This is a genomic window from Streptomyces lacaronensis, from assembly GCF_047337785.1.
In the GTDB taxonomy this organism is placed as follows: Bacteria; Actinomycetota; Actinomycetes; order Streptomycetales; family Streptomycetaceae; genus Streptomyces; species Streptomyces lycopersici.
Map to the genome: position 1 here is coordinate 11,737,052 of NZ_JBLHDK010000003.1, position 19,337 is coordinate 11,756,388.

Annotated in this window: 21 protein-coding genes and 2 pseudogenes; 11 read left to right on the forward strand and 12 right to left on the reverse strand. The window is 69.0% G+C overall.

What is annotated here, in order from left to right; genetic code table 11:
• Window positions 1-40: 40 nt before the first annotated feature.
• Complete coding sequence (locus ACMTAK_RS50285; RefSeq protein WP_413812402.1) at window positions 41-1,639, reverse strand: FAD-dependent oxidoreductase; 1,599 nt, start codon at window positions 1,637-1,639, stop codon at window positions 41-43.
• 80 nt (window positions 1,640-1,719) lie between these two features.
• Window positions 1,720-2,826: a LacI family DNA-binding transcriptional regulator gene (locus ACMTAK_RS50290; RefSeq protein ID WP_413812403.1), complete on the reverse strand. Its 1,107-nt coding sequence runs from the start codon at window positions 2,824-2,826 to the stop codon at window positions 1,720-1,722.
• Window positions 2,827-2,929: 103 nt separating this feature from the next.
• Here ACMTAK_RS50290 and ACMTAK_RS50295 point away from each other — a divergent pair, with 103 nt between their 5' ends.
• The 4 genes from ACMTAK_RS50295 (at window position 2,930) to ACMTAK_RS50310 (ending at window position 4,955) form a co-directional block, all read left to right on the forward strand.
• Window positions 2,930-3,124, forward strand: a complete 195-nt coding sequence (locus tag ACMTAK_RS50295) for an SDR family oxidoreductase (protein ID WP_413813238.1) — start codon at window positions 2,930-2,932, stop codon at window positions 3,122-3,124.
• Window positions 3,125-3,157: 33 nt separating this feature from the next.
• A complete protein-coding gene (locus tag ACMTAK_RS50300) occupies window positions 3,158-3,553 on the forward strand; it encodes a GNAT family N-acetyltransferase (RefSeq protein ID WP_413812404.1) in 396 nt (131 codons plus the stop codon).
• A gap of 448 nt (window positions 3,554-4,001) precedes the next feature.
• The gene (locus ACMTAK_RS50305) at window positions 4,002-4,250 is read left to right on the forward strand and encodes a hypothetical protein (protein ID WP_413812405.1); all 249 of its coding nucleotides are present in this window, start codon (window positions 4,002-4,004) and stop codon (window positions 4,248-4,250) included.
• 177 nt (window positions 4,251-4,427) lie between these two features.
• Window positions 4,428-4,955, forward strand: coding sequence for a hypothetical protein (locus ACMTAK_RS50310; RefSeq protein ID WP_413812406.1), 528 nt, complete (start codon window positions 4,428-4,430; stop codon window positions 4,953-4,955).
• A 180-nt stretch (window positions 4,956-5,135) separates the two neighbouring features.
• Here the strand turns inward: ACMTAK_RS50310 and ACMTAK_RS50315 are convergent, their stop codons facing one another.
• A complete protein-coding gene (locus ACMTAK_RS50315) occupies window positions 5,136-6,440 on the reverse strand; it encodes an amidohydrolase family protein (protein WP_413812407.1) in 1,305 nt (434 codons plus the stop codon).
• Window positions 6,441-6,531: 91 nt separating this feature from the next.
• Here ACMTAK_RS50315 and ACMTAK_RS50320 point away from each other — a divergent pair, with 91 nt between their 5' ends.
• Window positions 6,532-7,005 carry a MarR family winged helix-turn-helix transcriptional regulator gene (locus ACMTAK_RS50320; protein WP_413812408.1) on the forward strand — a complete coding sequence of 158 codons (474 nt, stop codon included), beginning with the start codon at window positions 6,532-6,534 and terminating at the stop codon, window positions 7,003-7,005.
• An 80-nt stretch (window positions 7,006-7,085) separates the two neighbouring features.
• Here ACMTAK_RS50320 and ACMTAK_RS50325 read toward each other — a convergent pair whose 3' ends face one another.
• From ACMTAK_RS50325 to ACMTAK_RS50340, 4 genes and pseudogenes are all read right to left on the reverse strand, one after another.
• Window positions 7,086-7,574: an HIT family protein gene (locus tag ACMTAK_RS50325; protein ID WP_413812409.1), complete on the reverse strand. Its 489-nt coding sequence runs from the start codon at window positions 7,572-7,574 to the stop codon at window positions 7,086-7,088.
• 158 nt (window positions 7,575-7,732) lie between these two features.
• The gene (locus tag ACMTAK_RS50330) at window positions 7,733-8,359 is read right to left on the reverse strand and encodes a hypothetical protein (RefSeq protein WP_413812410.1); all 627 of its coding nucleotides are present in this window, start codon (window positions 8,357-8,359) and stop codon (window positions 7,733-7,735) included.
• A 394-nt stretch (window positions 8,360-8,753) separates the two neighbouring features.
• Window positions 8,754-10,094 carry an endonuclease domain-containing protein gene (locus ACMTAK_RS50335; protein WP_413812411.1) on the reverse strand — a complete coding sequence of 447 codons (1,341 nt, stop codon included), beginning with the start codon at window positions 10,092-10,094 and terminating at the stop codon, window positions 8,754-8,756.
• A 47-nt stretch (window positions 10,095-10,141) separates the two neighbouring features.
• Window positions 10,142-10,248: pseudogene (locus ACMTAK_RS50340) on the reverse strand (IS5/IS1182 family transposase); the annotation flags it as partial.
• 142 nt (window positions 10,249-10,390) lie between these two features.
• Between ACMTAK_RS50340 and ACMTAK_RS50345 the strand changes: the two are divergent.
• The 4 genes from ACMTAK_RS50345 to ACMTAK_RS50360 all read left to right on the forward strand — a co-directional run bounded on the left by ACMTAK_RS50345 (window position 10,391) and on the right by ACMTAK_RS50360 (window position 13,896).
• Complete coding sequence (locus tag ACMTAK_RS50345; RefSeq protein WP_413812412.1) at window positions 10,391-10,603, forward strand: hypothetical protein; 213 nt, start codon at window positions 10,391-10,393, stop codon at window positions 10,601-10,603.
• A gap of 170 nt (window positions 10,604-10,773) precedes the next feature.
• Window positions 10,774-12,387 (forward strand): hypothetical protein, encoded by a 1,614-nt coding sequence (locus ACMTAK_RS50350; protein WP_413812413.1) that lies wholly within the window; start codon window positions 10,774-10,776, stop codon window positions 12,385-12,387.
• Window positions 12,388-12,713: 326 nt separating this feature from the next.
• Window positions 12,714-13,064 (forward strand): hypothetical protein, encoded by a 351-nt coding sequence (locus ACMTAK_RS50355; RefSeq protein WP_413813239.1) that lies wholly within the window; start codon window positions 12,714-12,716, stop codon window positions 13,062-13,064.
• Between the two features lie 169 nt (window positions 13,065-13,233).
• Window positions 13,234-13,896 carry a transposase family protein gene (locus ACMTAK_RS50360; protein ID WP_413812414.1) on the forward strand — a complete coding sequence of 221 codons (663 nt, stop codon included), beginning with the start codon at window positions 13,234-13,236 and terminating at the stop codon, window positions 13,894-13,896.
• A 30-nt stretch (window positions 13,897-13,926) separates the two neighbouring features.
• Here the strand turns inward: ACMTAK_RS50360 and ACMTAK_RS50365 are convergent, their stop codons facing one another.
• The 5 genes and pseudogenes from ACMTAK_RS50365 to ACMTAK_RS50385 form a co-directional block, all read right to left on the reverse strand.
• The gene (locus ACMTAK_RS50365; RefSeq protein ID WP_413812415.1) at window positions 13,927-14,172 is read right to left on the reverse strand and encodes a hypothetical protein; all 246 of its coding nucleotides are present in this window, start codon (window positions 14,170-14,172) and stop codon (window positions 13,927-13,929) included.
• A gap of 748 nt (window positions 14,173-14,920) precedes the next feature.
• Window positions 14,921-15,527: pseudogene (locus ACMTAK_RS50370) on the reverse strand (transposase family protein).
• A 52-nt stretch (window positions 15,528-15,579) separates the two neighbouring features.
• Window positions 15,580-15,906, reverse strand: a complete 327-nt coding sequence (locus ACMTAK_RS50375) for a hypothetical protein (RefSeq protein ID WP_413812416.1) — start codon at window positions 15,904-15,906, stop codon at window positions 15,580-15,582.
• The gene (locus ACMTAK_RS50380) at window positions 15,900-16,028 is read right to left on the reverse strand and encodes a hypothetical protein (protein WP_413812417.1); all 129 of its coding nucleotides are present in this window, start codon (window positions 16,026-16,028) and stop codon (window positions 15,900-15,902) included. Before ACMTAK_RS50380 ends, ACMTAK_RS50375 begins: the two co-directional genes overlap by 7 nt.
• Before the next feature lie 490 nt (window positions 16,029-16,518).
• The gene (locus tag ACMTAK_RS50385; protein WP_413812418.1) at window positions 16,519-17,448 is read right to left on the reverse strand and encodes an NADP-dependent oxidoreductase; all 930 of its coding nucleotides are present in this window, start codon (window positions 17,446-17,448) and stop codon (window positions 16,519-16,521) included.
• A 93-nt stretch (window positions 17,449-17,541) separates the two neighbouring features.
• Between ACMTAK_RS50385 and ACMTAK_RS50390 the strand changes: the two genes are divergently transcribed.
• Together ACMTAK_RS50390 and ACMTAK_RS50395 are read left to right on the forward strand one after the other, a co-directional pair.
• A complete protein-coding gene (locus tag ACMTAK_RS50390) occupies window positions 17,542-18,111 on the forward strand; it encodes a TetR/AcrR family transcriptional regulator (protein WP_413812419.1) in 570 nt (189 codons plus the stop codon).
• 180 nt (window positions 18,112-18,291) lie between these two features.
• Window positions 18,292-18,966 carry a LysE family translocator gene (locus ACMTAK_RS50395; RefSeq protein WP_413812420.1) on the forward strand — a complete coding sequence of 225 codons (675 nt, stop codon included), beginning with the start codon at window positions 18,292-18,294 and terminating at the stop codon, window positions 18,964-18,966.
• Window positions 18,967-19,337 lie beyond the last annotated feature (371 nt).

The window sequence follows — 19,337 nt, forward strand, 5'->3', positions numbered from 1 at the left end:
TGTGCGTTGACGTGCGTATGTTGCCGAAGAGGGGGACCGGTCAGTAGCCGCGGACGTCGGGCCAGCTCCTTTGCACACCCGCCCGGTCCAGCAGCCGCGCGAACTCCTCGAACCGCTTGTCGTCCGCCTGCACCTGGTGCGGCTCCACGTCCTCGGCCAGGCAGTGCGCGGCGAGCGCGCCCGCGACCTCGCCGACGTTCCACTCCACGGGGTGCAGGCGGTAGCAGCCGTTGGTGATGTGCGTCGTGCCGATGTTCTTGCCGGCGGGCAGCAGGTTCCGCACCCGGCGCGGAACCATCGCGCCCAGCGGGATCTCGAACGGCACCGAGCCGATGTCGATATAGGTGTCCCCACCGGTCGAGGGGTGCAGATCGATGCGGTAGCCCCCGACCCCGACCGAGTCCCGGTAGTGCTTGGTGCCGTACGGGCCCACGACGTCGATGGCGACGTCCTGCTCGACGACGGTCGTCACCGCCTTGACGCGCCGCGACTCGCGTACATAGGCGGCCTTGGCGAGTCCATCCGCCGTGCCCGTCACATCGGGGCGGATGCGCAGTCCGGGGAACCCGGTGCCGCCGTCCGCGCGCGGCGCCTCGGTCTGCAGCCAGTACAGGACGGACAGCGACAACTGCCGTGCCTCACGCAGCGCTTCGGCCTCCTGGCCGATGAAGGGCTTCAGCCAGTAGTCGTTAAGGGGCCAGTTGACCAGCGTGATGTCCGAGTCGAAGGCCCCGGGCCGGTGCAGCTTGCGGGCCAGGATCCGGCGGAAACCCCACAGCTCCTTGTCCCCGGCGTCCGCGCTCTGGTCCGCGCTGACATCCAGCGGATCCAGCTCGGGGTTGGGCACGAAGGTGCGCGGGACGGACTCCAGGGTGCGCGGGTCGGGAGCCTCGAACCCGAGCAGTGGCCCCGGCCAGAATTCGGGGCGGTAGGCGCGCCAGAAGTCATACGTCCCGGGCCGGTCGATGGTGTGGTCCTCGCCCTCGTGGTGGGAGAGCGCGAAGCACACCGTGATGCCCTGCTGGTTGCCGGGCTGGGCCTGGGCGGGGGCGTGCGGCTCCCCGAACTCGGCGTGCGACTCGGCCCCGCTCGCGTGCTCCACACCGGCCAGCTCGAGCAGCTCACCGGTCTCGGTGGCGTCGATGACGTAGGGGGCGGCGACGGTGCGCAGGGTGCCGCCGCGCAGGTCCCGTACCGTGACGGCCGTGATGGCATCGTTGTCGTGCTCGGCGGAGACGGCCCGGTGCTCGGTCAGGACGGTCAGCAGCCCGGAGGCCCGGTGGGGCGCGAGCATCGCCTCCAGGACGGCGAGCGCGACGCGCGGCTCGTGGCACAGTTTGCTGACGCGCCCGGCGCCCGGGTTGAGTTCCGTGAGCCCGAGTGCTTCGCCCCGCAGCGGATACCACTGCCGGTAGTAGGCCCGGATGCCCTCGCGCAGTGCCCGGTACGTCGCCGTCGTGCCGAACCGCTCCACCCACGGGTGCTCGTCCGGCGGCACCGCCTGCGCCGTCAACTGCCCACCGATCCAGTCGGTCTCCTCGGTCATCACCACGCGCCGGCCCGCGCGGCAGGCGGCGAGTGCGGCGGCGACGCCGCCGAGGCCGCCACCGACGATCAGGATGTCTGGCTGGGGTATCACCGTGCTCCTCGTGTCGTGACTGAACTTCGTTCCATGGCCCCGGAGTTGCCCCGGTACCGGTCGCTACGGTGCCGCGGTCGCTACGGTGGCGGCACGGGCGGGCCCGCCGTCTCGCCCGCACGGAACTCGCAGGCCACCAGCGGCTCCCGCGCCTCCTCGCCGGTCACGAGCGCGGCGAGCAGCCGGACGGCCGCGGCGCCGAGCCGGTGCCGGGGGATGTCGAACCCCATCGGCACGGGCCGGGCGGCGAGGTCGGCGGGCGGGCTCCCGAGCAGCCCCAGCGAGACGTCGCCCGGGCAGCTGAGCCCGGCCTCCCGGACGGCGGCGTTCAGCGCCCGCCACGCCGCCCCCGTGTCGGTCTCCTCGGCCACGAACGCGGTCACACCGTCCGCGACCAGGGCCCGCACGCGCCGCGCGGTCAGCTCACGCGCCGGATCGGCGCAGCGCAGCACCGCGCCGGGGCCACCCGCGATGCCCGCCGCCGCCAGGCCGTCCAGGAAGCCCTGCTGGCGGTCCGTGGACGGGGGCGCGTCGTCGTCCTCCCGAACGAGCACAATCCGCCGGTGGCCCAACTCGGCCAGATGGGCGACGACTTCACGGCTGGCGCTGACATAGTCGGCGCCGACCCAGGCCAGCCCCTCCAGCTCCTCGCGGCGGCCCAGATGCACCACCGGAAACCCGTCGGCGACGAGCCGCTTCAGTTCTGCGCGCGGTACGTGCCGGCCGAGGAAGAGGCACCCGTCGGCCAGCCGGACCCGGCTCAGCGCGTCCGGTCCCGCGGCGCCCGCGCCACCGGTGCTCGACCCTGTGAACAGCACCAGGTCGTAGCCCCGGGCGGCCGCCTCCTGCTCCACGCCCACCAGAAACGGGTAGTACGAGTGCTGTACATCGGTCGGGAAAGTGGCGGTGAAGCTGAAGACGCCCAGCAGGTTGTTGCTGGCCGCCGCCAGCCGCCGGGCCGCCGGGTCCGGCACATAGCCGAGACTGCGGGCCGCGTCGAGGACGCGCTGCCGGGTCTCCTCGGAGATCGCGGCGGCTCTGCCGTCGCCGCGCGCCGACAGGACCAGTGACACCGTCGCCTGCGACACTCCGGCGAGCCCGGCCACTTCGGCCTGCCGCGGTCGTGACGTACGGCTGGCGGGACCGGGAATCCGTCCCGGTTTCGCCCGCTTCTTCGGCTGATCCACCCCTGACGTCCCCTCGCTCACCGATCCGTTAATGCGCATTACTAATGCGCATTAACGAACTCTGGCGTGAGCTTCACCCACCGTCAAGAGCCAGGACGGAACCATTCCCACGGGACGCACACCCCACGGAGCACGCGGCGATCACCGCCGCGCCAAGCCGACGCCGGTCGCGGCCACTCCCTCGCGCGAGGTCGGCACGGGACGGGAGGTCGGAGCGAGCGCGGCGTTCCTCCTGAGCGACCGCGCGAGCCACATCGGCGGAGCCGTCCTGCCGATCGACGGTGGGCTCTGCGCCTGAACCCCCGCCCGCGCGGGTGGCTACGATCGCGGCATGACGATCATGTATGAGTGGCGAGGTGATGTCGACAGTGCGGCCATTGAAGCCTTGCACGCCGAGGGTTTCGACCATCCCCCTCTGAACGTCGACTGGCTCGCGCAACTGCGTCGGCACAGTCTGGGCTGGGTCTGCGCACGCGAAGAAGACCGCCTCGTCGGATTTGTCAATGTCGCCTGGGACGGCGGCGTCCATGCCTTCATCCTCGACACCGTCGTGGCCCGCGGGGTGCGGGGGAGCGGTATCGGCACGGCGCTCGTGGCGGCGGCGGTGGATGGCGCCCGCGCCGCCGATCGCGAATGGTTGCACGTTGACTTCGACGACGAGCTGGAGTCCTTCTCCTTCGAATCCTGCGGATTCAAGCAGACGAAGGCGGGACTGATCGCTCTTTGACTCCTTGTCTCGGGCAAGCCGGATTTCGCCCTGCCGGGTGCGTGTTCCCGGATGAACCCGGCGAAAGGGCGGGGCGGATGGCCGGTCAGGTCCAGCACCGCGGTGCTGACCCGGTCCTCGAGACCAGCCCTGATGTCGTCTTCCACGGCAGCGGGGGCGGAGACGACGGCTGCGATGTCCCGTGCGTCGATCCAGCCCACTCGGCCGTCACCGGCGCAAGGCGAGTCCGGCAGCACGATGGCGGAGCCGAGGAGCACCACCCGGCGCACGCCGAAGCGTTGAGCGTCGGCCAGGAAGGGCCCGACCAGAGGCATCGGATCCACGCCGGCCACCGGCGGCACCAGGAATACCCGGTCCACGCCGCGCGGCGCGGCAGAATGGGCGGCCGGGTCTGCCGGCCGCTATCAGCACGGCGCTGCGCAGCGCGGCCGAGCGGGAGGCCGGGCTGTTGCGCATGCAGCAGGCGGGCGTCATCGTCAGCGACTACGCCACTCTCATGGTGGCGGCTCTGGCCGACAACGCCGCCCCTCAATCCGGCGCCCTCTACGCCGCCCTCGACAAGCCGTTCGCCGTCCTGGCAGGCAGGTCTCCGCCGCCTACCGAGCCTGGAGCCACCTGGGAACTCGTCCGGCCGATCATGTGGCTGCTTCGCGTCCGGATCGTTTATGCGGTGGGCATGGGACCGAGCTCCACCTGAGCACGCGCGGCCGCTGCCGCCCGCTGTCCCTGATCGGCACCGCGAGTCGGCGGGCTGACCGCATCGGTCCAGAGGAACGGGCGCGAGGCCACCCGAGAGGTGGCGGTCTCGAGACCCGTTGTCAGACCGCACCACTACGGTGGCGGGCGTTCACACACCCACCACGGGAGGCTGGCGATGGGCGCGAGCGGCTGGGACCACCTGACTCGGTACCAGGGCAGTGTCGAGGCCACGTTGGTCGCGGCGCAGAAGCAAGTCCTGGCGAGCGGCGACTACGTATGGCCCTGGGAAACCCGGGCCGAATACGGCGTCACGGGCGACGAGTCGTTGCCGCGACCGTCGTCGTTGGACGAGCTCAACGCGGCCAAGGAAACCGATGACTTCTGGGACGAGGGCACACACACGATCCTCGACATCGGCGAGGTGGTTCACACGGCCGAGCCACCCGACCCCTACGATCCCGACGACTCCGGGACGCTACGACCACTCCGGGACGAGCGCATACGGCACCACTTCGGCACCGACCGGCCGACGCCTGCCCAGTTCCAGGAACTGCTCGCCCGCGACCGGGACTGGTCGATCCAGCCGAACCTCGACCAGGTGCTGACCGACGAGTGTCAGATGAGGTGGACCGGCTTGTACGTCATCCTCTACACCGACGACGCACCCAGCCACGTGGGAATCTTCGGATACTCCGGGGACTGAACGGGGGCCAGGTCTGTCGTGTTCAGTCGGGGACTCGGCCCGTCAAGGCGCCCCGAGCGTTCGGGTGTGGGCGGGACCGGGTCCGGGCGGCGTTGACGCCGGTCGGCAGCGTAGGCGTCCGGTGTCAGGCACGCCAGAGAGGACTCAGAGCCTCACCGGACCCCAGGACATGGTCGGCGATCACAGCCTCGGCGCGCTCGCGGTCGGTGCCCAGGACCCGTCGAGCGTCATGCCCGCGGCTTCGGCGACCCGGGCGCGGGACTCCAGCAGCCGGGTGCGCAACGCCGGCAGGTCGACGTCGAGCAGTCGGCCGTTTCGCTTGACCGGCTTTCCGGCGATGAAGACGCTGTCCACCAGCCCGGGGTGACCGGCGGAGACCACCGTGCCGACGGGATCTGCGACCGGGAAGACCGTGAGGTCCTCGGCGTCGAGGAGGATGAAGTCGGCGTCCTTGCCGACGCTGAGGCTGCCCGTCCGGGCGTCGAGTCCACACGTGCGGGCGCCGTCCACCGTGGCGAATTCGACGAAGTCCCGCGCCGTGAGGCCGCCGTTCAGACCGCGCTGGACGGAGAACGCCGTGCGCATGGTGGCGAACATGTCGCCGCCGGCGGACGGGCAGTCGTCGACGGACAGAGACGGGCGGATTCCGGCGGCCAGCATGCGGCCGGTCTCGGGCCAGCCGAAGCCCATCTTCAGCTCGACGTCCGGGCTGATCGACACCGAGCAGCCCGCGTCGGCCATCATGGCCACCTGGTCATCGGAGATGCCGTTGCCGTGCACGAAGGTCGTGCGGTCGTCGAGCAGTCCGCGGTCACGCATGTCCGCGATGGGGCGCTCACCGCTGGGCCAGCCCGTGGCGGCGTGTACGTGGACGCTCACCCGCAGTCCGAGTTCCCGTGCCAGTGCGACATCGGCGGCGGTAGTGTCCATCGAGGTCCGCTGCGGACCGCGCAGCCCCAATGCCATTCCCTCGTCCGGCAGTTGGGATCGCACGCGCCTGACCTCGGTGGCGATCGACTCGTCGGTGACGCCCGCGCCGTAGCAGAACACCGAGTGGCCGGGCGCGTCACGCAGCGCCTGGATCGCGGCGTCGGCGTTCTCCGGGCGGTCGGAGCAGTGGAACCAGTCGAGCATGGTCGTGACGCCCGAGCTCAGTGCCTCGATCCGGCCCAGCAGGTTGCCCAGGTACACGTCCTCCGGCCGGTAGTGCGGCCGGAGCGTGCTGTGCATGGCGACGCCGTACTCGCGGAAGGTCCAGTTGGCGCCGATGCCACGGAAGGCGGTCTGCCAGGTGTGCCGGTGGGTGTCGACGAAACCGGGCATCACGATCTTGCCGCGGGCGTCGACGACCTCCGAGTCGGCCGCGTCCACATCGGCGTCGACCGCCGCGATCCGGCCGTCCTCGATGAGCAGGTCCCCCTGCGGGAGATTGCCGACGGCCGGGTCCATGCTGACCACCATGCCGCCGCGTACCAATGTCCTCATCGGTGAGCTCCTTCACGCAGTTGACGCATCAACTCTAGGATTATGGTGTTGATGCGTCAACTGTTTGGCTCCGGCGGGTAGGATTTCCGCCATGACGGAGATCCGCGACCTGGACCCCGAGGAGTGGGAGCTCTGGGGCGCTTGGACGCGCGCGCAGCGGCTGCTCGCCCAGGAGCTCGACCGTGCACTCCAGCGTGACTTCGGCATCTCGAAGGCCGAGTTCAGCGTGCTGATGACCTTGTGGCGCGCGGCCGGGCGCGAGCTGCGCGTCGGCGAGCTCTCCGAGTCGCTCGGCTGGGAGAAGAGCCGCGTCTCACACCAGCTGACCCGCATGGAGAAGCGGGGTTTCGTGGCACGGACCGAAAGCGGTGCCCACGGCCGCCGTACCGGGATCAAGCTGACCGCCGAGGGGCGTAGTGCCGTGGAGAGTGCCATCACCGGGCACGCCGGGACCATCCGCCGCCACTTCTTCGACCCGCTCACTCCGCAGCAGGCCGATGCCATCCGGGCATGGAGCGAGCAGATGATCGAACGCCTGGAATCGCACGGCGACGTATCCGCCTGACCACCATCGGTGACAGACGGCCATCGGAGACAGACGGCCATCGGCCACAGAGGTCCGTGATGCCGGCCAGGCGCCGGTGATCAGCTGCGGTCCTCGACGCTGCCGTCGGCGATCGCCCGGAACAGTTCGCGAGCCCGCTCGCAGAACCGCTCGACATCCGCGATGTCCGGCTCGTCGCCGTCCGCCAGCATCCGGGCCTGGAGTCGCTCGGAGCGCAGCCCGCCATAGCGGGCCCGCACCTCCGCGGTCACCGGCTGAACCGCGATGTGCAGGTGCTTGCGAGCGTCGGGGCCATGCGACCACATGCAGACGTAGGTCTGCTCAGGTCGGCACAACGTCTCTACGACGCGAGCGGTATCGCGCAGCAAGGGGCCGAGCTCCGCCGCTGCCGTGTCCTCGAGCTCCGCGATGGCCACGACGTGCTCCCGCGGACCGACGATCAAGGTGCCGAGATTCATCGGACCGACGACGTGGTTCACCACCCAAGCAGCGGTTTCATACAGGACACCGCCGGGCAACTCCCGGCGCCCGGCCAGCAGGTCGCACCCCAGACACCCCGTCACATCCACGCGGCCAACCTACACAGGGGCCGCGGCGATGAAGTCGACAGCCAACCTGGCTGACGAGGCCCCTGGCGCCCGTCCTGCTCGGCCTCCTTCACCGCGACCCCAGCACGGATAACTCACTCGGACGGAGTTGCGGCAACGCCGGATCGCGTCGAGGCTTCTCAGGAAGGGGTTGCACCGCTGGGCTCAGCCGTACCATCGGCCGCTTCCGGGGCGGCAGCCGAGTAGAAGACGGACCTCTGCTGCTTGGTGCGGTGTGCTTGGCCCTTGGCGACGAGTGACTCGAGGGTGCTGCGCACGACTGTGGCCTTGATCTCGCGGTCCGGGAGGACTTGGCTGAGGGCGGCGGTGATTTCGGCTGCGGAGCGCGGTTCACCGTGTTGGGCGAGGTCGTCGCGGATGAGGTCCCCGAGCGTGGGCATACCCGTCTCTCGCGCCCCCTTGGTCCGGCTCCTGCCGGACTCCGCCCCCTTCCTCTTTCCGCTGGGCGTGTCGCTTTTCTTCTTCGGCTCGCGTGCTGACGGCGATGCGGACTTCCGGGTGGGGGAGGAGCCGTCCGCCAAGCCGCTGACGTCGGTGTTGTCCTCGTCACCGGTGGCCTCGTTGTCGAGGGTCTGCCGCATGCTGAGCAGGAGCGCCCGGTTGTCCTCCAGCGCCGACAGTTGTCGTTGCAACGTCGCGATGTCGGCGCTGAGGCGTTCGTGTTCGGCTGCGTTGCGTTCGAGGTCGGCGGTGATCTGTGCCGTGTACTGGGATTTCAGACTGGTGTTGTCGGCAGGGGTGTCCATCACAAGCTCCCTCGTCTGGGCGCCTTTTCATGTTGGTGGATGGTACCTCTGCGCGACGGCTGCGCGGATACTGACTTCAGCGGGCAGGTGTTTACAGGTGTGCAGGTGACGCGTGCGTCGTCCACCGCACCCCTCTTGCGGTCGGAGGGCTCCGCCGAGCACTGCGGGCACCCACCCGCTTCCCGATACCGAACAATTCACCGCTTGCCAACCCGGTCACGTCCGGGATTGCCCGGACGCGTGCCGACAGGCGGCGAAGACACTGTGGCGAGTGGTGCGGGTCTTCACCGCATAGCTGTGCTCGCCGTCGACGTTTGTGGCATTCGAGGTCCTGGCTCGTCGCGGAGGAACATCTCGAAGGGCCCTCGTTCGCTCTCGTCTCCCCGGTGCTCGCTCAGAACAGTGCCAGGCCCTCGCCGCTGGTGTCCGCGATGACTGGCCGGAACTGGGCGGGGAGGTCGTCCAAGCGGTCAGGACCGGCCGCGGCGGCCACGGCAGGGGCCGTCTCGGCCAACCAGACACGAAACCGCTCGGCGGCTTCACGGTAGGGGACTCGCGCCAGGACACGGTGCTCGCCGGAGGGACAGAAATCGACTGCGACGGTGAGCAGACAGGAGCGGGGCGCGTTCTGACTGCCCGTCCAGGAGACGCGCAGGACACCGCAGGGCTTGCGCCCGCGGGGGGCGGGGTGGGTCGGGCGCAGCGATCGGCAGGCTATGTGGGCGGTCCATGCGGCGAGGTGCGGCAGGGGCAGGGTGGTGCGTGCGCGGCAGCCGGGGCAGCGGTGCCAGTGGCGAAGCCAGTCGTCGGCGTCGGTGTGGAAGAGGCGTGTGTAGCGGTTCGCCACGCGGATGTCGTTGCTGTACAGGTGGTCGGGGCGTTCCTGTGTGTTGCAGGACTGGCATACGGGGGCGCGGACGTAGTCGTGTTCGTGGCAGTGGTCGAGGACTGCGGCGGGCACGGTGCGGCAGACGGTGCACGCCCACCCGGCCACCCTGCGGGAGGTGCCGGGCTTCCTGCTGAGCACCGAGTACAGCTGGCCTTCCAGCTCTCCCTTGTACGGGCGCGGTGAGTCGGAGGGGCCCTCGGGGCTCGTCGTCTGCCGACCGCCGGAGTCTCGGGCCTGCCGGGGGTGGGAGGGCGGCTCGGCGACTGTGCTTGCCTGGCGGGTCCGCGCGGCGTGCACCCACTGCGTTTCGGTGTGCTCGGCCGTGTCGAGCAGCCTGACCACGGCGCGCGGCAGCCACCACGTCCGCTGCCTCCCGTCGCGGGTCCGCTCCACGAGTATTTGTCGCCAGTCGATCCCCGCCAGATGGTACGGCCGGCCGACTTCACGTCGTGCAGCCCGCTCGGGGCCGCCCAGCTCCTGCAGTTCCCTTGTGATGCGCCGGCGCCATCGCAGCGGCGTTTCCTCGTCGGACTCCTGCCTTGGCGCCCCACGAAACGGACCGATGCGGACCAGGTCCTGTCGATCCATCCCCACCGCGTTCAGTTCCGCGGCCGCCCGGCGCACCTCAGCCTCCGGAACACTCCACTGACCGCCGCTCGCCCTCACCGTCGCCACCACATGGCGGCCGAGCAGGACGTACCCCACCCGGGCATGGGCAGGAGAGCAGGTGAATGCCCCAGAAGCCGTCGGCACAGCACTGTCGGCCGTCAAATCGACCCACAGAGCGTCCGCGGCACCCAGGGTGATCAGGCCGTCCGTGCGACCGGGCATGACACGCTCTGACATACCGACAGGCTAACGGCCCGCAACGCGGCAACGGGTTCGGCCTCGCTCCAGTCCCGCGGCCGTCGCCAGCAGGTCATCCCCGAGCCCAAGCCCAGCTCATGGGCAGAGACTCCCGGCGGATCCCGGTGTACAGCACGAACCGGATCCCGCACAGCACCTTCCAGGATCCCGCACAGCACCTTCGGTCAGCATCAACGAAGAGGTGTTGTCCGGGCTCAAGGGCAGAGCCGACCGGCTCGCTGGCATCAGGCACGGCGGACTCCTTCAGCGACATCGACATCGACATCGCGTGGGTGGTGCCGGACGCGTGGTTCCCGGACTGCCCGGCTCGTGGGGTGGAGGCGCTGGGAGAGGTCGAGCCGGTGGACAGTGTGCGCAGCGACCCGGACTTCCACCGCTCCGACCGCCGCCGTCTGCTGTTCGTCCGCTTCGCAGGCGTGCCGTTGTTCTGGCGGTTTGATCTGGACGTCCGCACCGCATCGGCAGCGGATGACCCGCACAGGGCCTGATTCATGACACTCCCACCGCGGGCCGCGGCGGCCGCCCTATGGCGCCGATGTGCGTGTCGGGGCGTAGTCGGTCGCTGGAAGTGGCAAGGCGGGAGTGGAGGTGGCTATGGTCGTCCTCGTCGTGTGTCGACGGGCGCCTGTCTCCGGCGCCGTGGTGGCCAGGAGGGTCTGTGCGGTTGGTGTCGGATGAAGCGGCTGTGTTCGTGTTCCGGATGTGGCGGCGCGCGTGGGACTCGGAGCGGTGGGTGCCGGGATCACGGTTGCTGGTACAGCTGAACGACGGTGGGGGCGAGGTGCCGGAGCAGCTGTCATGGGTCACCGAGGACGGCGCGCAGTGCGCACTCGGCTTCTCACCGGACATGGTGAGCTGTTACGGCCATCGCCGCACCGCCGACGGTGACGTGGTGGAGGTCCGGGGCGAACTCGACGACCAACGAGACCCCGAGGACGGGGACGGTGCGCGCGGGTACGAGTTCGACACGCAGGTCGAGGACACCGGCGGTTGGCATCCGGCGGGACGGCTGCGGGTGCTTGTCGAGGACGGCGGCGAGGCGCCGGTACGGTGGGTGGCCTGGCACGACCGGTCCGGCAACGCGTGTTCGGTGGCGCTGCGTCCGGCGAGTGGGTCCGGCAACGCGGATGTCAGCGACCTGGTCACCGCCGTGGAGGCCAGTGCCGAGCACCGGGACGCGGGTGAGGTGGCTGCGAATCTCGTGGACGCATCGGCCAGCAAGTGGTTCGCACCCCAGAACCGTGCGTTCGTGGATTTCGCGCTGACCGAGCCGGTGCCGGTCGATCGGTACGTGCTGACCTCCGCCAACGACGCGCCTGATCGCGACCCGGCGGCATGGACCCTGTACGGATCCGCGGACGGGCGGTTGTGGCGGACCCTGGACACCCGATCCGGTCAGTCGTTCGCCCACCGGCACCAGTCGCAGGTGTACCGGATCGCCGAGCCGGAGTCCTATGACCGCTACCGCCTCGAGATCACCGGCAACAACGGCTCCCCGCACCTGCAACTCGAAGCCGTCAGGTTTCTCGTCGAGGGCAGCGGCAGTTTCGTCGGCTACCGCCAACGTGCGGGCCACTCACCCGTCGCCTACCGGGGCGTACGTGTCGTACAGGAGTCACCGGATATGCCGGCACAGTCGCTGCCCGAGGACGTGTCGGCATCCTCGAAGGCGAGCGCTCCCGTGTCAGTGCCGGGGTTTGCACCCGTGCCCTCAGCCGGCACCGAGCATTTCTTGTCACCCGGCACCGAAATGGTCGAGCCGTATGGGGGTGGGGCGGGATTTCGGTTCAAGATCCGCAACATGAAGATCGATGGCCAGGGCGACGTGGTGTACGTCCGCGGAGGCGGTTCACATGAGCTCAGTTTCGATGTGCTGCATGATTGCTCGGAGTGCGGAAACGCTATCAACCAGGTGATCATTGGGCTGGCGGGCCAGGATCGCGCCCAGGCGTCGGTATGGAACGGTAAGCAGCGCAGCGGGGGAGGCTTGAAGGTCGTCAATTGGGGCACGGACGTCGAGGCGATGGCGGAAGATAATCCGGGTCCGGCTGAGTGGGTCAATGTGTCGTGCGACATCGTTGTTCCCGACAAGCCCGGTACCTATTCGGTTCGAGCGCGTTACGCCCAGGCATATCAGGGGCGGTTGATGACTGCCGAAGGACGTACGATTCCCCAGCCCGAATACCAGGACGTGCTGGGTTGGTGGAAAGTCGACCGTCCGGATGGGCCCGGCCCGGAATCGACCATAGGCACCATCATCGTCGAGTCTTGAGGCTGCTGGTCCATCGTGCGCGTCGCGACGGAGTTGCGTGACGAGGCGAGGCCGTCGTCTCGTCGCCAGCCTGCCGATTTCGCCTGTTCGGGTTCGTCTCCGGCCAGGGCTGCCGTCGTGTGACCCGTGCACCGCACCCGGCGGCTCAGCGCCAGAGTGGTCCCTCCTGGGCCGTGCGCAGGTCTTCCTCGGCCGACGGCCTCACTCAAGCACGGCAAAACGCGGGGCCAACCGGTTTATGGCCTGGAGTCTCAGGTGATGTCGCCACCCAGATGGCAGCTTCATGCAAAGGGAACCGGCACGGGCAGCTGATCGTCATGCAGAGCATGCCTTCTGCTCTCATTCTTGGTTTCGACCCGCACGCAGTGCCTGGTATGGACGGGGACGCCATGCGCGCGGTCCTGGACAAGGAACTGGCCCGTTTTGGCGAACATGCCGTCGATGCTTCCGTGACGCTGATTGCGCCGGACGAATCAGCCGAGTCCATGGTGGTCGCGGCGCTGTCCGAACGAGACTGGGACGTCGTCGTCATCGGGGGTGGGATACGCAAGCCTGAACCTCTGCTGACGTTCTTCGAGCAGGTCGTGAACCTGGTCCGGCAGCATGCACCGGGGGCCGCTATCGCGTTCAACGCCAGCATCGGCGACAGCGTCGAGGCAGCCATGCGGTGGCTATGAGACCCAGCCCGGCGAAGATCAACTGGGATCTGGCAGAAGTCGGGCGTGACGTGGAGGCGGCCGCACGGGTTCCTCGTGTGTGAAGACGAAGGAATGGGCCCGTGCGGCCTTGTCCCATCCAGCCTTCACGGGTATCGCCCATGCGCATCTCGGCGGTTTGATTGAGGAGTTGGCCGCTCCATGGACTGCACGCTGTCAGTCCGCGCTGCAGGAGCGGCGAGGCGGAAAGCGCAGGCAGCAGCCGGGCGCCGGGCCGAAGCAGGACCTGGTGTTCACCGACCGGGTGCTGGTCACTGTGGTCCACCTGCGTCACCAACTCCCGTATGGCGCTCTTGCGGAGCTGTACGGCCTGGAGCGGTCCACCATCACCCGGGCGATCGGGGAGATCCGCCCGCTGCTGGCCGAGCGCGGCTTCGCCGCCCCCGATCGGCCCGGGGTGCGGCTGCGCACGCCGGCAGACGTGTTCGCCTACGTCTCCGCCGAGAACGTCACCTTGCGGACCGACGGCACCGAGACCCAGGCCCGCCGCCCCCAGGCCCACCGGCCTGGCCGGTGCGCGTTCGTCTCCGGCAAGAAGAAGCAGAACACCATGAAGACCACCACCATCAGCGACTCCCAGGGCCGCACCCTGTGGCCCGGGGCCCACCGGCCCGGCCGCATGCATGACCAGACCGCGATGCGCACCGAGGGCATCGCCGAGCAGTTCCGCCTGCACTCGCAGGTGAAGGCGGAGGTCGGCGAGGGCTACCGAGGGCTGGCCAACGAGTTCCCCGACCAGGTCAGCGCCCCGTCGAAGAAACCGAAGGAGGATGCCCCACTCGGCGAGCAGTAGGCCTGGCGCGAGATGCGACGCCGCCAGTCTTCAGCGCGGATCCGCGTCGAACACGCCAACGCCGAGCACAAGCAATGAGCACTGTGCATCGTGAAGTTGGAGGTCACGGGGCTGGTGTGGGCGCTTCTTGCCGTGCTCGCGCTGGTCGGTGGGTGGTGTCCACGTTGAAGATCGTCTGACCGGGCGGCTGAGGCCGTTCTCGGGTTTTGCTGCGTTCACCGTGGTGACGCTCCTACGATCGTTGAGGCCGACTCGGGTGGCCTTCACGTTGATCATCTTCTTAGCAGCTGTCCCACGCGTATGCCTGATGCCTTTGGCCCTACGCCCCGGGACCGGTCCCGGGTGGGCAGCGGTAGTAGTGGACAGTCGAGCCAACGGCTGATCACGCAGTTACCGCGCCCAGGGGGTGTACATGCCCATAGGAGCCATGTCGTTTTGCGTAGCCGCAAGTCAGACTGCATCCAGCCCCGCGCAGTGGGTGCTGATTGTCGCGATCATTCTGTTGGGTGTGTGCTGTGTTCTCGTGTTCGTAGGAGGACTGGGCTTCGGATGCCTCGGCACGGTCACGGCCGCGCTCTTCTTTCCGATCAGCCGCTTTGTTGCCACTTCCTTGGGGGCCAGTGGATTAACGGCCGGGTTGATCGGTGCGCTTATTGCGGAGATCGCGTTCCTGGTTTCGTGTGGGTCTGTCGCTGCGGTGCTCGACCACCGCGAGCAGCGGGAACGGCGGGCCGAGATGGCGTACTGGGAAACGTGGCGGAAGCGGCCTCGGGGCATGGGTGAGATGAGGGAGTATTGGAATAGCGGAGAGTGATCTACGGTCGGCCGCGTTTGGCGGCGGTTGAGGCACCTACTCCCGGGCGGGCACTTCGAGTGGAGCCTGAGCAACCGGTTTGCCGCTAGGCTCCGCCATGCCCAGTGAGACCGGTGCATCGTGAAAGCTGCACGTCAGATGGTCTGGTGTGCGTAGGTGTTGGGTGGCTCGGGCAGGTCCGGGGCGTTAGTCCAGCGACATGGTCATCCGTCAGCGCATGACTTCCCGGTTCGTCAGCACGAGCAGGGCTCGCACCAGCGCGGTCGCCCACTTCGGGTCGGTGCGGACCTTGGTGAGGACGCGCCAGTTCTTCAGATGGGCGAAGCCGTGCTCGATCGGGGCCCGCACCGCAGCCAGTGCCTTGTTGGACAGCTTCTGGCCGCGGGTCAGGGGCTGGTTCCGGGCCGCCTTGTAGCCGCAGATCACCGCAGGGTCGGCGTCAGGACGACCGTCGTCGAGGCCGACGAACCCCAGGGACCACGCCGCCACCCTTTCGGGCGATCTTCTTCAACGCGCGGTCCAGGCGCGGGGCGCGGTCTGCCAGCAGGCCGACGACCTCGCGCACCCACCGGCTCACGGTGGTGCGGTGCACCCCGTTCCCGCCGGCCAGATCGCCGGGCCGCTGGTCACAGCGCAGCACCGCCAGCACGATGCCGGCGATCTTTCCGGTGGGCAGCACCCGCCACCGGGAGCCGATCTTCTTCAGGTGGCCGCGTATCAGGTCGGCGAGATAGTTCAAGGTCGCGCTCGACAGCGGCAGGCGGGCGGTGTGGACAAGGCCGTCAGGGCCTTCGGCGAGACCGTTGTTTTTCTTCACACCAAACTCAACTGCCGCCGGGTGCCCACCAGTTACGGCTCGCTTACGCCGGTCACGGACGTGCGGTGAACCGCCCGTCTCCCCGCTTGTGCAGCCAGCCGCGATCGGCGAGCTTGGTCATCTTCGCCCGCAGCGGCTCCAGCTTGCCGCGCACCGAGGCGTCCAGGCCCAGCCGCTCGTCGACCGCCCTGACCTGCACCGGGCCGTCGGCCTCCCGCACGATCGCCAGGATCTTGCGGTAGTCGCCGGGCAGTGCGCCCTCATCGGCCGCGTCGCTGCGGTGCGGGACGAGCAGCACTGCCCGCCCGGCCACCTTCGCCGATACCGGAGCGCCAGCCTTGGCGTCGGCCTGAACCTGCTCGGCCAGGCGGTTCAACACCCGCTCTCCGCGATCGCCAGTTCGTCCCGCTCGACCTGGACCTTCTGAAGCTGCTTTGTCAACTCCTCGGCGAGGGCATCCAGTTCGCTCCGGCGAGCGGTGATCCACTGCCGTTCCTGCATCCCGGGCCCTCCCGCGATCTCCTGGCGTGCCGACCTGCCGACGGATCGTATGCGGGAGCAGGCCGCGGGCGCAGCCGAACCCGGCATCCCGCCGGAACCGGACCCGCCCGATGATCTACACCAAGGTCATCTGCCGCCGACCGGCGCGAGTACCCCACTCGTCATTCACACCAGACCCGCGACCTGCGACTTCACGATGCACACCGCTCAATGGCGCCCACTGCAACGCTTCCTCGGACCGCGCGAGCACTACCCAGCGACCCACCGTGCCATCGTCGGCCGCGCCGCCCCGCACGCCACCCGACGCAAGCCGAGCACCGAACCCGTGCCCGTCAGCATGACGGCCTGCTGAACCGCCCATCAGCCGAACGCTCAGGCCAGCAGACCCCGAACGCATTCACTCACAACCTCGTAAACCATGAGGGAGTGGGCCAGTGCCGGAATCGGTGCCCTGAACGGGGCATGGCGCAGCCGTTCAGCGGAGACGCGGTCACACCATGATCACGATCTTGCCGTGGACGTGGCGTCCGGCCTGCAGCGCCACGGCGTCACGGATCCGCTCGATCGGGAAGGTCGCGGCGATCGGCACGGTGATCCTGCCGGCGAGGATCGCGTCGGTGATCCCCTTCAGGGCGTCCGGACCCGCGTCCGTGCCGCCGGTCGCGCGCACACCGCCGGGAGGGTTGGGTCCCGCGGCGATCGTGGAGATCCGCTCAGGCGGTACGCCGAGCGCGAGCGCGGTCTCGGCCGTCTCGGTGCCGAACAGGTCGGTCGCGGCGGTCACCCCATCGGGAGCCAGGGTCCGTACCCGGTCCGCGAGCCCCGAGCCGTATGCCACGGGCTCGGCACCCAGCTGCCGCAGGAACGCGAAGGTGCTCTCCGAGGCGGTACCGATCACTCTGGCTCCGGCGTGCTTCGCGAGCTGTACGGCAAACACGCCTACCCCGCCGGCGGCGCCGCCTATCAGGACGGTGTCGCCGGACCGCAGGTCGATCGCCGCCAGAGCGGCGGCGGCGGTCAGGCCGGCCACCGGAAGCGTGCTCGCCACCTCGTCGCTGATGCCCTCCGGCGTGTGAAAGAGCGCCTCGGACGCCTCGGCGGACGTCTTGACCACCACGAAATCGGCGGCGGCTCTGCCCAGCGCGCCTCCGTAGACGCGATCGCCCACGGCAAAACCCGTGGCGCCGCCGCCGACCTCGTCCACGACGCCGGCGAAGTCGTATCCGAAGCCGGATGGCACGGTGACGCCGAACTGCTCCGCCACTTCGGGCAGAGAGGCAAGGAGCCAGTCCATGGGATTCAGTCCGACGGCCGCTACGCGGACACGCACCTCGCCCGGGCCGGCGTGCGGCTCCGAAACGTCTCGCAGTTCCAGCACCTCGGGGCCTCCGAACGCCTGATAGATGACGGCTCGGCTCATGGGTGGACCTCCAGTTGGGCAAACAAGCCCGTGATGGGACTTGGTCCCATCACTATACATGGGTGACGGGACCAAGTGCCGTACACTGTTGTCATGGCCCGATGGCAACCCAACGCACCGGAGCGACTCGCTGTCGCCGCCCTTGAACTGTTCGAGGAGCGGGGCTACGAGAACACGACGGTGATCGAGATCGCGGAGCGCGCGGGGCTGACGAAGAGCACCTTCTTCCGACACTTCCAGGACAAGCGGGAAGTGCTCTTCGGCGGGGACGCGATGGCCGGACTGCTCGCCGAGGGGATCGCCGCGGCTCCGGCAACCGCCAAGCCGTTCGAGGCGGTGGCTCATGCTCTGGACTCGGTCGGGAGGGAGGCTTTCCACCCCGCTCGCCGCGAATTGAGCGCCCGCAGACGGGCAGTGATCGCCGCCAACCCGGAACTGCGGGAACGTGAGGCGCTGAAGGGCCTCGGCCTCACCGCATCGATGACCGACGCGCTCAAGCGGCGCGGGGTTCCCGAACTGACCTCGTGCGTGGCCGCGGAACTGGGCGCGCTCGCGTTGAAAATCGCCTATGAGCGCTGGAGCGACACGACTGACGGTGACGACTTCGGTGACGTCGCGCGGCGCGCCCTCCGTGATGTGCAGGCATCCAGCACCCTGTGCTGACGCGGACAGAGCGGTGCGGCGGCCCGGATCGAAACGGACGAGCCTGAGCGTCACTGATGGCTGGGGAAACTCACGAGGGTCCCGACAGCGACGCGGGCGGCAGCTGCGGACAGTAGCCGTGCCCAGGGAGTTGTCCGTCCTCGGCGTGGGGATCTGGCAACTGGGGGTACATGCGCGTTCATGGTTTCCCATATTGAGTGGGCGGCGTTCTTTCCGTCGGCAATTTTGCTTGCTGCTACGCCTGGAGCCAATCAGTTGTTGATCTTGCGTAACGGGTTACGCCACGGTCCGCGTCCGGCGATCAGCGCCTCCATCGGGCGCTTTGCCGCGTTCGCGTTGATGGTGGTGGCGGTGGCAGCCGGGCTGGGTGCTGTATTGACCGCTTCCGAGGTGGCGTTCAACGCCGTCAAATGGTGTGGTGTGGCGTATCTGCTCTGGCTCGGGGGGCGGACGATGCTGACGGCGGTGCGAACGGACACTGCCCGGGGACGGAAGGCACCGGGAACTCGGCATGCGCCTGCGGAGGTTATTCGAGAGGATAGGGGCGAGCTGGCTTGGTGGCGGCTGGCCCGTCAGGAGTTCATCGTGGCGGCCGCGAACCCCAAAGCCGTTGTTCTGTTCGCTGTGTTCCTTCCGCAGTTCCTGGCCGACGGCGCCGGGGATGTCGCGGTTCCGCTTCTTGTTCTGGGCGCCGCGTATATCGGTGTGGAGTTCTGCTGCGCGTGCGGGTACGCCGCCCTCGGGGGGCGGCTGAGGGCGATGGGGCTCACTCAGCGGATCCGAAGGCTGCTGGACGCGCTGACCGGGGTGGCAATGCTGGGACTGGCCGGCTGGCTGGCAGTGGAAAACCGATAGCGGGCCGGCCCGTCCCGCTTGTCGCCGTATCAGCCGCCGGTTGTGGGTTGTGGGTTGTGGTCGGGAGGGTGGGAGTCCTCCTCCGGCGGCGGTAGGTGGCGGAATGGCTGTCTGGTGTCAGGGGCTCTGGGCAGTGACACTGTTCGTGGCGTGCGTCGCCGTGCCCTGTGTATCGCGGCGGAGGCTGGGGCGCTGCCCGGGGTGACCGGGTGGGGTCGGGCGTTTCAGTGTTGCCATGCCTCCGGCCCCGCCTATGCGACCGTCACCCTGCCGATCGAGACTGGCTTGCCGCCGGTGGACTGGCCCTTGGCCTTGGATCACCGTGGTTGGTCTCCGGTCAGCTCGGGAGCGTTGCTGGCATGCGGCGCTCG